Here is a 13,077-nt window from a genome sequence, read left to right on the forward strand (position 1 = left end):
CCGCAGCAGACGTCAACGACGACCCCGACGATACCAGGTCCAGAAACTCGTCCAAAACCACACGACTCACACGAACCATGCAACGCACCAATCAGATCAGACGTTGCAACGACCATATGACTCCACCTCGGAAGTTGGGGCCGAAAACGACTCCATGAGGGCGGGTAGGTAGAATCGGGGGGCCATGATGCAGACCATTGACTTGCGGGGAATGAACCCGTCACGTGCCCAGTTGCTCGACCTCGTTCCGCGTGCCGTGACGGACGTGGGGGTCGCCACGGAGGCGGCCCGGGCGCTCATCGAGGCCGTTCGAGCCGAGGGCAGCGCGGCGCTCCGAGCGCAGGCGGCCCGGTTCGACGGTGGCGAGGCCCCGAGCATCCGCGTTCCGCAGAGCGAGATCGACGATGCTGTCGCCGCGCTGGCTCCGGATGTCCGCGGCGCACTCGAAGGCGCCATCGGGCGTGTGCGGCAGGCCACCGCTGCGCAGATCCCGCCCGCCGCGTCGACCTCGCTCGGCGACGGCGCGATCGTGGAGCAGCGCTGGCAGCCGGTCGACCGGGTCGGGCTGTACGTGCCGGGTGGCAAGGCGGTCTACCCATCGAGCGTCGTGATGAACGTCGTGCCGGCGCAGGCAGCCGGAGTTCCGTCGATCGCACTCGTGTCACCCCCGCAGAAGGAATTCGGCGGTCGGGTGCACCCGACCATCCTGGGGGCCGCCGGCCTCCTCGGCATCACCGAGGTCTATGCGATGGGCGGGGCGGGCGCGATCGGCGCGCTGGCCTACGGCGTGGCCGACCTCGGGCTCGAGCCCGTGCAGGTCATCACCGGCCCGGGCAACGTCTATGTGGCCGCGGCCAAGCGCCTCGTGCGGGGCCGCACTGGCATCGATTCGGAGGCCGGACCCACCGAGATCCTCATCATCGCCGACCAGACGGCCGACCCCGGATTCGTGGCCGCAGACCTCGTGAGCCAGGCCGAGCACGACGAACTCGCGGCGGCCGTGCTCGTCACGACCTCCCCGGCCTTCGCAGATGAAGTTCGAGTTGAACTTGAAGGTTTGGCGGATGCCACGCCGCACTCGGCGCGAGTGCTCGTTGCGCTGAACGGGCAGCAGTCGGCGGTCGTGCTGGTCGACGACCTCGCCGCGGCGGCGCGCTTCAGCGACGCGTACGGGCCGGAGCACCTGGAGATCCAGACGGCATCGGACGACGACGTGGTAGCGAGCATCCACAGCGCCGGCGCCATCTTCGTGGGGTCGTACTCGCCCGTGAGCCTCGGGGACTACCTCGCCGGCTCCAACCACGTGCTGCCGACCGGTGGGCAGTCGCGGTTCTCCTCGGGGCTGGGGGCGTACACGTTCCTGCGTCCCCAGCAGGTCATCCGGTACTCGCGCGAGGCCCTCGGCGAGGTGGCCGGGCGCATCCACGCCCTCGCGACCAGCGAGAACCTCCCGGCGCACGCCGAGGCCGTGGCGGCCCGCTTCCCGCGCGAGTAGCGGCGGCTCCGCTCCGCCCGGGTGTGACAGGTCTCTCCCGGGTGTGACAGGGCAGTGCATCGGCGATCCTACCGCTGAGCATCCGCGAGCCTGTGCCGTCGGGCATCCGGATCCTCGCGAGTCACTGCGCAGGTGGCACCCGCCATCCCGGCCGCAACCATCGGTGGGGCGCGGGCCCGGGCGCCGGAGCGGTAAACTAGAGGCACCATGTATTGCCCGTACTGCCGGTACCCCGATTCCCGCGTCGTCGACTCGCGCACATCCGACGACGGCGTCGCCATCCGCCGCCGGCGCCAGTGCCCCGACTGCGGCCGCCGCTTCAGCACCACCGAGACCGCGAGTCTCAGCGTCATCAAGCGGAGCGGCGTCGTCGTTCCGTTCAGCCGCGAGAAGATCATGAACGGCGTGCGGAAGGCCTGCCAGGGCCGGCCCGTCACCGACTCCGATCTCGCGGTTCTCGCCCAGCGCGTGGAGGAGACCGTCCGGTCCACCGGCGCGGCACAGGTCGAGGCGAACGACATCGGGCTCGCCATCCTGCAGCCCCTCCGCGAACTCGACGAGGTCGCCTACCTCCGCTTCGCGAGCGTCTACCAGGCCTTCGACTCCCTCGACGACTTCGAGGCCGCGATCACTCTGCTGCGAGTCGAGCACGCCGAGGCTCCGGATGACCGGCAGGGCCGCCCCGCAGCATCCGGAACCGCAGCCAGGCCCGCCACCTCGAACGCGGCCGCCACCGCCCGGTCCGAGTAGCGGCGCCGGTGTACCCCTTCCTGTTCCGGTTCGTTCTGTCGCGCCTCGATCCCGAGCGGGCGCACCATCTGGCCTACGAGGTGATCCGAAGCCTGCCGCGCACCCGCCTCGGGTCGATCGTGCGGCGCTTCACCGCGCCGGACCCGTCGCTCGCCGTGCACACGCTCGGGCTCGTCTTCGACTCGCCGTTCGGCGTCGCGGCCGGTTTCGACAAGGACGGCCGCGCCATCGTCGGGCTCGGGATGCTCGGCTTCAGTCACGTCGAGATCGGCACCCTCACGGCGAAGGCCCAGCCCGGCAATGATCGACCGCGGCTGTTCCGGCTCGTCGCCGACCGCGCGGTCATCAACCGGATGGGCTTCAACAACGGGGGAGCGGGGCCCGCTGCCCTGCGTGTCGCGCGAACCTCCTCGGCGCCGTACCGCCCCATCGTCGGCATCAACATCGGCAAGAGCCGCGTGGTCGACGTCGACGCCGCCATCGATGACTACCGCTCGAGCGCCCGCGCGCTCGCACCCGTCGCCGACTACCTCGTCGTGAACGTCAGCTCACCGAACACCCCCGGGCTCCGGGGTCTGCAGGAGCTCGACAAGCTCGCCCCCCTGCTCACCGCCGTGCGCGAGGAGGCGGGCGCCGTTCCGCTGCTCGTGAAGATCGCTCCCGACCTCAGCGACGACGAGGTGCGCCGCATCTCCGAACTGGCCGTGACGCTCGGGCTCGACGGCATCATCGCCACGAACACCACGATCTCGCGGGACGGGCTGGCCGCCGATCCGCGCGTCGTCGTAGCTGCTGGTGCGGGCGGTCTCTCCGGGCCGCCGGTAGCCGCTCGCTCGCTCGAAGTGCTGAAGCTCGTGCGTTCCGTGGTTCCGGCCGAGCTCTGCGTGATCTCGGTCGGCGGCATCGAGACGGCGGATGACGTGGCCGACCGCCTCGCCGCCGGGGCGACCCTCGTGCAGGGCTACACCGCGTTCCTCTACCGGGGTCCACTCTGGGCCCGGCAGGTCAACCACGGCCTCGCCGCGCTCCACGCCGCGGCCCACTGAACTCGCGCCGGGAGGCAGCGCGGGCAGCTCCGCCGCTCGGTCACACCGGTGCATCGGAATGCGCCACAGAATGTCGCTTCCGCACCTGCGCGCGCCGTAGCACAAGCGACAAACGGTAGCGCTTCGGATCGCGCGACGGAGGCAACTCGCTGACGTCGGCGCGCGCCCCGCTCGCGCGCCACTTCGGCCCAGAGGCCGTCGTTCGACGCATCCGCCACCGTTCGAACAGTCGCGCGAGCACCGAACTGGCGCCGAGCGCGCCGCACAAGCGCGGGGCGCCGGGGGCGCAGCGCTCGACCGGGAGGCGCGAGCCAGCTCAGCTCGGGGTCTGGCCGCGCTTCACCTGGGGCTTCGGCAGCCGCATCGGGCGCAGCTGCAGCGCGCGCATCGCCCCATACCAGCGGAGGCCGCGGTCGAGCGTGCCGTACTTCGCCCGCAGGCGCTTGTTGATGCGATTGCCCATCAGGTAGATGTCGAGGGCGACGATGATCACGAATGCGTACAGCACCAGCGTCAGGTAGGTCTGGATCTGCGGATTCGGAACCAGCTGCAGCAGGATGATGCCGAACACCGCCGGGATCACGATCTCACCGATGCTGAACCGCGAATCCACGAAGTCGCGAACGAACCGGCGCTGCACGCCCTTGTCGCGGGCGAGCAGGTACTTCTCCTCGCCGGCGGCCATGCCGATGCGGGCCCGCTCGCGGTCGACCGAGTTCTGCGTCTTCGCCGACCGTGCCGCCTCTTTGCGGTCGCTCGGCACCAGCGGCTTCCGGCGGGCCGCCTCCTGCTCACGGCGGGTGGGCGTCGGTGCACCCTTGCCCGAACCGGCCTGGCGCAGCTGCGTTGCCGTCTGCTCGGCTATCTCAGTCGGGGCGGCGGGGGTTTGGCGCTTGAACACAATCAGTCCTTGAGTCACGCAGGCGGCGGATACTGCCTGCCTTCTAAGATTACCCGTATGACCGAGCAACAGGGCACGTCCGACCGCCAGCACACAGCATCGAGCGAGCGTGAGGAGGGCATCCGAACCTTCCTTGCCGGTGCACTGCCGGCCACGATCGCCGACCTCACCGATCTCGTGCGCATCCCGAGCGTGTCGTGGAGTGCCTTCGATCCCGCCCACGTCGCTGCCAGTGCCGCAGCCGTCGCCGCGCTGTTCGATGCGACGGGAGTCTTCGACGAGGTCGCAGTGAAGCAGGCCGTGGCAGACCCGCAGAGCGGCGAACTCGGCCAGCCCGCCGTCCTCGCCACCCGCAGAGCCAGGAACGGCCGCCCGACCGTGCTGCTCTACGCCCACCACGACGTGCAGCCTCCGGGTGAGGATGCCGACTGGGACTCCCCGCCGTTCGAGCCGACGGTCCGCGGCGACCGTCTCTACGGCCGCGGGGCCGCCGACGACAAGGCGGGCGTGGTCTCGCACCTTGCCGCCGTGCGTGCTCTCGCCCACGAATTCGGCGACGACCTCGATCTCGGCATCGTCGTGTTCATCGAGGGCGAGGAGGAGTTCGGGTCCCGCTCGTTCGCCGACTTCCTCGAGCAGAACCGCGAGGCCCTGGCGGCCGACGTGATCATCGTCGCCGACTCCGACAACTGGAACGTCGACACGCCTTCTCTCACCATCAGCCTCCGCGGCAATGTCACCTTCAAGCTCACCGTCGAGACGCTCGAACACGCTTCACACTCCGGGATGTTCGGGGGAGCCGCCCCCGACGCCATGATGGCCATGGTGCGCCTCCTCGCCACGCTGCACGCACCCGACGGCAGCGTCGCGGTCGCCGGCCTCACCGAATCCGGTGAGCAGGTGCCCGACGGCCCCGAGGCCCTGGCGGACTTCGCCCGAGACGCCGCCCTCCTGCCCGGCGTCACCCCGATCGGCAACGGACCCGTGCTCGGCAGGCTCTGGGCGAAGCCCGCCATCACGATCACCGGCATCGACGCGCCGAGTGTTGCGAACGCATCGAACACGCTTCTGCCGAAGGTCTCCGTGCGCCTGAGCGCCCGCATCGCGCCGGGACAGGATGCAGCGGAGGCACTCGCTGCGCTCGAAGCCCACATCCATGCCAACGTGCCCTTCGGTGCGCACGTGGAGATCAGCGACGCCGACGGTGGCCAGCCGTTCCTCGTCGACACGAGCGGCTGGGCCGTCACCGCCGCCAAGCAGGCGATGGCCGACGGCTGGGGTGTCGAGCCGATGGAGACGGGGATCGGCGGGTCCATCCCGTTCATCGCCGACCTGGTGCGGGTGTTCCCTGAGGCGCAGATCCTCGTGACCGGCGTCGAGGACCCCGACACCCGTGCCCACAGCCCCAACGAGTCGCTCCACCTGGGCGTCTTCAAGCGCGCGATCCTGACCGAAGCGCTGCTTCTCACCCGGCTGGCCGGGAAGCCGATTCCGGAATAGAAGGGGCCGCTCGCAGGTTCTCCCCGTAGAATTCCCCTCAACCGCTGTGTTTGTCACACCACCGTGTCACCCTAAGGAGACGTCATGAGCGACACCATCTCACTCACCTCGCAGGTCGAGGCACCCGCCCACAAGGTCGGTCTCACCGACGGCGCCGCCGCGAAGGTGAAGAGCCTGCTCGGCCAGGAGGGTCGCGACGACCTGCGCCTGCGTGTGGCTGTCCAGCCCGGTGGATGCTCGGGCCTGATCTACCAGCTCTACTTCGATGAGCGCCAGCTCGACGGTGACGGCGTCGTCGACTTCGATGGCGTCGAGGTCATCGTCGACAAGATGAGCGTGCCCTACCTCGACGGAGCGACCATCGACTTCGAGGACACCATCCAGAAGCAGGGCTTCACGATCGACAACCCGAACGCCGGCGGCAGCTGCGCGTGCGGCGACTCCTTCCACTAGGAGCAGGCGGCCCGAGGGCCTCCCGAACCGGCTGCTGACGCAACTGGTCAAAAAATTTCTACGCTGAGTAGAATCACTCAGCTTTACCCCCCGAGGCCCGTCATCTGGCGGATCTCGGGGGGTATTTCGTGCTCTGGGCACATCCAGACACACCTGTCAGGCCCCCGCCGCCAAACATCCAGCCGAGATTCGACACATTAGGCTAGGCAGCGTCAAATACACTTGACTCAAGTATCGCCAGCAGTAGTTCCGAAGGGTTTCAGGTGCGCTCGAACAGACGTCTCAGATGGGTCGCCATTCCCGTCATGGTGAGCATGGGCCTTCTCCTGGCCGGATGCTCCCAGCAGCAGCTCCAGGGCTTCCTCCCGGGCGAGCAGGGCACCACGAACAACACCGACAAGGTCACCGGCCTCTGGGTGACGTCGTGGCTCGTGCTCCTCGCCGTGGGTGTCATCACCTGGGGTCTCACGATCTGGGCGGTCGTCGTGTTCCGCCGCCGCCGTGGCCAGACCGGTCTCCCGGTGCAGCTGCGCTACAACATGCCCATCGAGATCTTCTACACGGTGGTCCCCCTGATCCTGGTGCTCGGCTTCTTCGCCTTCACCGCAAAGGACCAGGCCGAGATCGAGCAGCCCTACTCCGCTCCCGACGAGGTCATCTCCGTCTACGGCAAGCAGTGGGCCTGGGACTTCAACTACGTCAACCAAAATGTCTACAGTGCTGGTGTGCAGGCCCAGGCCGACCCGGCAGACGCGAAGGGCGCGCTCGTCGAGAGCGAGATACCGACGCTCGTGCTCCCGGTCGACAAGAAGATCACGATCGAATTGCACTCTCGCGACGTCATCCACTCCTTCTGGGTCATCGACTTCCTCTACAAGAAGGACATGATCCCGGGCAAGACGAACTACATGTACGTCACGCCCGAGCGCATCGGCACGTTCGCCGGCAAGTGCGCGGAGCTCTGCGGTGAGTACCACTCCGACATGCTCTTCAACGTGAAGGTCGTGTCGCAGGCCGACTACGACGCCTACACGAAGTCCCTCGCCGACCAGAACTTCGTCGGTCAACTGGGCGACGACTATAACCGCAACACCAACCTTCCCGGCACGGTCTCGCCCCTGGCAGAGTCCTCGTCGGACACTTCGAAGTAGAAGGCGACGATGAGCACACTGACTGCGCCGAGAATCACGCCCATCGAACGCAAGGGCAACGTTCTCGTCAAGTGGATCACCTCCACCGACCACAAGACGATCGGGTACATGTACCTGATCTCGTCGTTCATCTACTTCTGCCTCGGCGGAGTGATGGCCCTGGTCATCCGTGCCCAGCTGTTCGAGCCCGGTGCCGACCTGCTGGCCACCAAAGACCAGTACAACCAGCTGTTCACGATGCACGGCACGATCATGCTGCTCATGTTCGCCACCCCGCTCTTCGCCGGGTTTGCGAACGTGCTCATGCCGCTGCAGATCGGTGCTCCGGATGTCGCGTTCCCCCGTCTGAACGCGTTCGCCTACTGGCTCTACAGCTTCGGCTCGCTCATCGTGGTCGCCGGCTTCCTCACCCCTCAGGGTGCCGCATCGTTCGGCTGGTTCGCGTATGCGCCCCTGTCGAGCACCACCTTCACGCCGGGTGACGGCGGAAACCTCTGGGTCTTCGGGCTCGTGCTCTCGGGCTTCGGCACCATCCTCGGTGGCGTCAACTTCATCACGACGATCATCACGATGCGTGCCCCCGGCATGACCATGTTCCGTATGCCGATCTTCACCTGGAACGTGCTCGTCACGTCCATCCTCGTGCTGATGGCCTTCCCCGTTCTGGCGGCGGCGCTCAGCGCCCTCGGTATAGACAGGGTGTTCGACGGGCACATCTACGATGCGGCGAACGGCGGCGTGCTGCTCTGGCAGCATCTGTTCTGGTTCTTCGGGCATCCGGAGGTGTACATCATCGCGCTGCCGTTCTTCGGCATCATCTCCGAGGTGCTCCCGGTCTTCAGTCGCAAGCCGATCTTCGGCTACAAGACCCTGGTCTACGCGACGATCTCCATCGCGGCCCTCTCGGTCACGGTGTGGGCGCACCACATGTACGTCACCGGATCGGTGCTCCTGCCCTTCTTCGCCCTGATGACCATGCTCATCGCTGTGCCGACAGGCGTGAAGATCTTCAACTGGGTCGGAACGATGTGGCGGGGCTCCGTGACCTTCGAGACCCCGATGATGTGGGCGATCGGCTTCCTGATCACCTTCACTTTCGGTGGTCTGACGGGTGTCATCCTGGCGTCGCCGCCGCTCGACTTCCACGTGTCGGACTCCTACTTCGTCGTCGCCCACTTCCACTACGTGGTGTTCGGCACCGTGGTGTTCGCGATGTTCTCGGGCTTCTACTTCTGGTGGCCCAAGTGGACCGGCAAGATGCTGAACGAGAAGCTCGGGCAGTGGCACTTCTGGTTGCTGTTCATCGGGTTCCACACCACGTTCCTCATCCAGCACTGGCTCGGTGTGGTGGGTATGCCCCGCCGGTACGCCTCGTACTCCCCGACAGACGGTTTCACCTGGATGAACCAGATCTCCACGGTCGGTGCCTTCCTGTTGGCGTCGTCGATGATCCCGTTCTTCCTGAACGTCTACATCACGGCCCGCAACGCGCCGAAGGTCACCGTCAACGACCCGTGGGGTTACGGCCGGTCACTCGAGTGGGCGACATCCTGCCCGCCGCCCCGGCACAACTTCACGTCGATCCCGCGGATCCGCTCGGAGTCTCCAGCCTTCGACCTGAACCACCCCGAGGCCGGTATCCCGGTCGGCGTGGGACCTGCGAAGGATGCTCCCGATGCGCCCACCTACGACATGGACCAGGAGAAGGTGAAATAGCATGCGCGCCAATATCAACGTCTTCTGGATCCTGTCGGGCTTCTTCCTCCTCGCTGACGCGATCTATGTGCTCTGGTCGCTGGTCTCGTACGGTGAGGTGGAATGGGTCGGAACCCTCGGCATCGCGCTCGGCGCTGTGCTCGCTGCGTTCATCGCGTTCTACCTCAGCCGCGTGCACGGCGCCCAGGGCGGCGAGCTGCCCGAGGATCTCACGTACTCGAACATCGACGACGGCGACCCCGAGATGGGCTTCTACAGCCCATGGAGCTGGTGGCCGGTCATCCTCGCCGGTTCCGCCGCGGTCTTCTTCCTCGGCCTCGCCGTCGGAACGTGGATCTGCTTCATCGGTGTGGCGCTCATCCTGATCGCGATCGTCGGCTGGACCTACGAGTACTACCGGGGCTTCTTCGCCCGCTAAGCGCCCGCACAGCACGCCAGAAGGGCCCTCCCGCACTACGCGGGAGGGCCCATCTACTTTCCGGTCTGACCGCAGCGGTGGCAGGATCGAACGATGACCGCGAACGAGCCATCCGGCGAACTTCCCCCTCGGAAGACGACCGCCGACGAGCGTGAGACGCGCGCCGAGGAGGCCCTCCAGCGCATCTTCGCCGGCGGAGACCTCGGTGCCGAGGCGACGGCCCTGTCGAACGACTTCACCGACGAGTACACCGGTAGATTCCGCGCCTGGCTCCGCCGCGTGTTCCGCCGCTCTCCTCGCCGCCGCTAGGGTGCCGCCAGAACGTCGATGGCGTACTGGGCGGTTCGGGTGGCGCCGTTGTTGTCGGCGGTGAAGCCGATGGTAATTCGGCCTGGATGGGTGGGGTCGGGTGTGTACGTTGCGACGCCTGAGTCGGGGTCGAGGTCGCTGACGGTGCCATGTTCAGGTTGTGTCGTGATGCGGTAGTGGAGTCCGTCGATCTGCCGCCAGCCTGTTTGCGGGGTGATCCAGCAGCGGAGCTGGATGCGCACGGGGGTGGTGGCGTCGGTTGTTGTGCCGTCGGTGGCGCAGCCGGGGGTGATGTCGGCGATGTGGATGCTGAGCCGGAGTTCGGGGGAGGGGAGGCCGAATGCGTCGGTGGTCTTGACGGTCACGTGGTCGGTGTAGTCGCCTCGGATGATGTCGATGGACTGGTAGTGCAGGTCGCCGGCGGCGTCGAACCAGGCGCCGCCCATGGCGCCCTGGTCGGTGACGACGGAGGTGAGGTGGTCGCCGCTCTCGATACGGTGCTGGTCGACGTCCACGTCGGAGAACAGCCGGCTCGCCGGGATGACGGTCTCGACTCCGCGGGTCGCCTCGGTGACGCTCGATGCAGCGGGCTGCATGGCGGGGGCGTAGCGGTTGCGGATGGCGATGGAGAACGGCAGCGAGTAGGTGCCGTCAGCGGCCACTGCCCAGGCTTCGGCCGAGACGTACGCGCCCTCGGCCTGCTGCGGGGCACTGTAGATCACGCTGCCGTCACCCTCTCGTGCGGTGGGGATGCCCAGCGCGAGGGCCGAGTGGATCGTGCTCACCTCGAGTCGCACCGGCTCCTTGCCGGGGGCAGCGTCGCAGTCCACATCGCTAACGCTGATGACAGTCGTCGACCCGTAGCCCCCGTCCTTGACGACCCCTGAGCAGATCGGGATCTGCCGTGTCGCCAGGGCAAGGTCGGGCACCGTGAGCGACGACCGAGTGGTGCGGATAGTCTTCGGTGTCGCGAAGGTGCACACGTAGGCGTTGGCATTCGCCAGGCACGAGTCGAAGAGGCCGCCCGTGAGGCGGAAGATCGCTTTCGCGGTGTCGTTCGGTGAGGATGTCAGAATGCTCGTGAAGCTGATCAAGTAGGCGAAGGTGTGGGAGCTCCCGTCCGAACTCTTCGACGTGATCGGCTCGACCTTGGCGAGTTGCGTGAGGTCTCGCGGATTGTCGAGCTTCACCTGGTCGTAGGAGTCGACGTCTCCGCCCGGCCGCAGAACGTTGATGATCACGCTCTTGCCCGCATCGGTCCTGCCCGCGCGCGAGTTTCTGATGCTGGACTCCGCAGGTGCCTTCTTGTCGCCACCGGCTGAACTGTCGCTCGGTGCACGCCCCGCCGCGTGCGCATAGGCGGCACTCTCCGCTGCGCTCATGCCGCTGAGCTGTGTGCGGAACACCCCCGGCGTGCTGTCCTCGGTGTCGGGGTAGACGCTGAGCTTCTCCTCGCCCCGGTAGGGATCCGTCTCGTGCACCACCAGCGTGCCCGGGTCGCTGGCGATCGGACCCGAGCCTGCGCCACCGAGACCGTCGTGCAGCTCACCACTCGCATGCGTACCGGTCTCGACGCCGCCGTGCGGATCATCGTCGACCGCGAACGCCGGTTGGGTCTGACCGACGCAGAGCATCCCCAGGGCGAGCGTTAGACCAACGAGGTAGTTGCGGGTTTTCATGGAGACCTCTTTTATCCAGTGGAGTGAGACACAGCCCGCGTCTCACTCCACTGGACTCAGAGGAGGGCATTCCATTACGCCACTTTCCGGATCAGGGCGCCGCGAGGACGTTCACAGCGAAAGTCGACGTGCGCACGGCCCCGTTGTTCTCCGCGCTGAAGGTTAACGTGACCGGGCCGGTGTGAGTGGGATCGGGAGTGTACGTTGCAGTCCCTGAGATGGGATCCACGGTGCTGAGCGAACCAAAGGAAGGCCCATCGACCAGTGCATAGTGGAGTCCGTCGATCTGATGCCAGCCGGCCGCCGGGGTGATTCAGCAGGAGAGGTGCACACGAACCGGCGTGGCTGCCTCGGTGGTCACGCCCCCGGTGGAGCAACCCGGAGTAATGTCCGAGATGTGCACGGGAACATCGAGCACCCCGGAGGGCAGTCCGAAGCTGTCCGTGGTCTGTACGGAGACGTGGTCGGTGACGCTACCGTGGATCACGTCGAGCGACCGGTAGTGAAGGTCACCTGCTGCGTCGAACCAGGCGCCACCCATCGAGCCCTGGCTGACAACAGTGGAGGATAGGTGGTCGCCACTCTCGGCGGCGTACGTGTCGACGTCTCCGTCAGCGAAGAGGGCTGCTCGGGGGATGACCGTGTCCACGCCGCGGATGGCGTCGACGCTCGCTCCCGCAACCGCGGAGGGCGCGAACCGGTTGCGGATCGCCACGTAGAACGGCCACGAGGTTGTTCCATCGGCCGCGATGGCCCACACCCGCATGATTGTGTAAGTACCCTCCAACGTCGCAGGGGCATCGAACACGATGCTCCCATCGCCGCTCCGCACGACCGGGAAGGTACCATCCGTCTCGCTGAGGATGGTTTCGATCTCAAGACGCACTGGTTCTGTGTCGGGCGCTGACTCGCAGCTCACATCGGCCGGAGTGATCACCGTCGTCTTTCCGTAGCCGCCGTCGACGACGACGCCCGAACACAGCGGGATCTGCGCAGTCGATGTGCCAGCCAGAAAATCAGCGACGAACGGCCTGGGCACGCTGGCGATCGGCCTGGGGGTTCTCAGCGCACAGACGAACTCCCTGTCCGTGGCAGCTCAGCCGACGAACGTCGCGCCGCTCCTGTCGAAAATGGCCTTGGCCATGTCCGCCTGGCTGCTGACCACATTCGTATTGAAAGTCAGGACGACACCTGTCTGCGTTGTCTGAGAGCCCGTCGTCGTGTTGAGCGGCTCGACTCTGGCTACGAACGAGAAGTCCTTGGTGTTGGTGAGAGTGATCGTGTCGTACGAGTCGCCGTCCTTTCCCCGATGGAGAACCTGCAGCGTTGCGTCCTTGGGCTTCGTCCTCGTCGACGAGCGGGGGTTCATGTATGTCTCTTGCTGTGGCGTCTTCTTGTCTCCACCCCCGGACGAGTCGCCGCCCTTGTCGCTGCCGACACCCCCGCCGCCACTCACGTCACGACCCTCGCCGACTGTGTGGCCGGGAAGAGAAGGGATGCTGCCCCAACCCGGAAAATCGAGTCCACTTCCTTGCGTCTCGTAGATGCGCGTTCGTTCAGGAGGCAGATTGATGTCTGCAGCAGCAGGAGCGGCGGGGAGGATGAGCGCTGCCAGAAGCACTGTGACGGGAAGTGCGACGATTCTGAGCTTCATACTCA

The 13,077-nt window shown here is 66.7% G+C and carries 13 protein-coding genes; 9 read left to right on the forward strand and 4 right to left on the reverse strand.

The features are described from left to right. Positions 1-184 precede the first annotated feature (184 nt). The 3 genes from hisD to B7R22_RS07375 all read left to right on the forward strand — a co-directional run bounded on the left by hisD (position 185) and on the right by B7R22_RS07375 (position 3,291). A complete protein-coding gene (hisD, locus tag B7R22_RS07365; RefSeq protein ID WP_116411136.1) occupies positions 185-1,495 on the forward strand; it encodes a histidinol dehydrogenase in 1,311 nt (436 codons plus the stop codon). Positions 1,496-1,702: 207 nt separating this feature from the next. Then, positions 1,703-2,245, forward strand: a complete 543-nt coding sequence (gene nrdR / locus B7R22_RS07370; RefSeq protein ID WP_116411137.1) for a transcriptional regulator NrdR — start codon at positions 1,703-1,705, stop codon at positions 2,243-2,245. Between the two features lie 8 nt (positions 2,246-2,253). Further along, entirely contained in the window at positions 2,254-3,291 is a 1,038-nt protein-coding gene (locus B7R22_RS07375; protein ID WP_116411138.1) for a quinone-dependent dihydroorotate dehydrogenase, read from the forward strand. Positions 3,292-3,607: 316 nt separating this feature from the next. Here B7R22_RS07375 and B7R22_RS07380 read toward each other — a convergent pair whose 3' ends face one another. Next, positions 3,608-4,210 (reverse strand): DUF3043 domain-containing protein, encoded by a 603-nt coding sequence (locus tag B7R22_RS07380; RefSeq protein ID WP_253258943.1) that lies wholly within the window; start codon positions 4,208-4,210, stop codon positions 3,608-3,610. A 39-nt stretch (positions 4,211-4,249) separates the two neighbouring features. On the opposite strand from B7R22_RS07380, the gene B7R22_RS07385 reads away from it, so the two are divergent. The 6 genes from B7R22_RS07385 (at position 4,250) to B7R22_RS07410 (ending at position 9,739) form a co-directional block, all read left to right on the forward strand. Then, a complete protein-coding gene (locus tag B7R22_RS07385) occupies positions 4,250-5,692 on the forward strand; it encodes a dipeptidase (protein WP_116411139.1) in 1,443 nt (480 codons plus the stop codon). Between the two features lie 84 nt (positions 5,693-5,776). Further along, on the forward strand, positions 5,777-6,145 hold the full coding sequence (locus tag B7R22_RS07390) for a HesB/IscA family protein (protein WP_116411140.1): 369 nt from the start codon (positions 5,777-5,779) through the stop codon (positions 6,143-6,145). A gap of 263 nt (positions 6,146-6,408) precedes the next feature. Beyond that, entirely contained in the window at positions 6,409-7,296 is an 888-nt protein-coding gene (gene ctaC, locus B7R22_RS07395) for an aa3-type cytochrome oxidase subunit II (RefSeq protein ID WP_172582260.1), read from the forward strand. Between the two features lie 9 nt (positions 7,297-7,305). Continuing rightward, positions 7,306-9,012, forward strand: a complete 1,707-nt coding sequence (ctaD, locus tag B7R22_RS07400) for an aa3-type cytochrome oxidase subunit I (RefSeq protein WP_116411141.1) — start codon at positions 7,306-7,308, stop codon at positions 9,010-9,012. A gap of 1 nt (position 9,013) precedes the next feature. Beyond that, positions 9,014-9,430, forward strand: coding sequence for a cytochrome c oxidase subunit 4 (locus B7R22_RS07405; protein ID WP_116282757.1), 417 nt, complete (start codon positions 9,014-9,016; stop codon positions 9,428-9,430). 93 nt (positions 9,431-9,523) lie between these two features. Beyond that, positions 9,524-9,739, forward strand: coding sequence for a hypothetical protein (locus B7R22_RS07410; RefSeq protein ID WP_116411142.1), 216 nt, complete (start codon positions 9,524-9,526; stop codon positions 9,737-9,739). Here the strand turns inward: B7R22_RS07410 and B7R22_RS07415 are convergent. The 3 genes from B7R22_RS07415 to B7R22_RS07425 form a co-directional block, all read right to left on the reverse strand. Beyond that, on the reverse strand, positions 9,736-11,418 hold the full coding sequence (locus B7R22_RS07415) for a hypothetical protein (RefSeq protein ID WP_116411143.1): 1,683 nt from the start codon (positions 11,416-11,418) through the stop codon (positions 9,736-9,738). The genes B7R22_RS07410 and B7R22_RS07415 overlap by 4 nt on opposite strands. A gap of 313 nt (positions 11,419-11,731) precedes the next feature. After that, a complete protein-coding gene (locus tag B7R22_RS07420; RefSeq protein ID WP_116411144.1) occupies positions 11,732-12,457 on the reverse strand; it encodes a hypothetical protein in 726 nt (241 codons plus the stop codon). A gap of 57 nt (positions 12,458-12,514) precedes the next feature. After that, complete coding sequence (locus B7R22_RS07425) at positions 12,515-13,072, reverse strand: hypothetical protein (protein WP_116411145.1); 558 nt, start codon at positions 13,070-13,072, stop codon at positions 12,515-12,517. Between the last annotated feature and the right edge of the window lie 5 nt (positions 13,073-13,077).

Origin of the sequence: Subtercola boreus (genome assembly GCF_003399635.1) — a bacterium.
Taxonomy (GTDB): Bacteria; Actinomycetota; Actinomycetes; order Actinomycetales; family Microbacteriaceae; genus Subtercola; species Subtercola boreus_B.

Bases quoted from the DNA above. Each gene is read 5' to 3' on its own strand.
- hisD (WP_116411136.1), top strand. From the start codon at position 185: ATGATGCAGACCATTGACTTGCGGGGAATGAACCCGTCACGTGCCCAG.
- nrdR (WP_116411137.1), top strand. From the start codon at position 1,703: ATGTATTGCCCGTACTGCCGGTACCCCGATTCCCGCGTCGTCGACTCG.
- B7R22_RS07385 (WP_116411139.1), top strand. From the start codon at position 4,250: ATGACCGAGCAACAGGGCACGTCCGACCGCCAGCACACAGCATCGAGC.
- B7R22_RS07390 (WP_116411140.1), top strand. From the start codon at position 5,777: ATGAGCGACACCATCTCACTCACCTCGCAGGTCGAGGCACCCGCCCAC.
- ctaD (WP_116411141.1), top strand. From the start codon at position 7,306: ATGAGCACACTGACTGCGCCGAGAATCACGCCCATCGAACGCAAGGGC.
- B7R22_RS07405 (WP_116282757.1), top strand. From the start codon at position 9,014: ATGCGCGCCAATATCAACGTCTTCTGGATCCTGTCGGGCTTCTTCCTC.
- B7R22_RS07410 (WP_116411142.1), top strand. From the start codon at position 9,524: ATGACCGCGAACGAGCCATCCGGCGAACTTCCCCCTCGGAAGACGACC.
- B7R22_RS07415 (WP_116411143.1), bottom strand. From the start codon at position 11,418: ATGAAAACCCGCAACTACCTCGTTGGTCTAACGCTCGCCCTGGGGATG.
- B7R22_RS07425 (WP_116411145.1), bottom strand. From the start codon at position 13,072: ATGAAGCTCAGAATCGTCGCACTTCCCGTCACAGTGCTTCTGGCAGCG.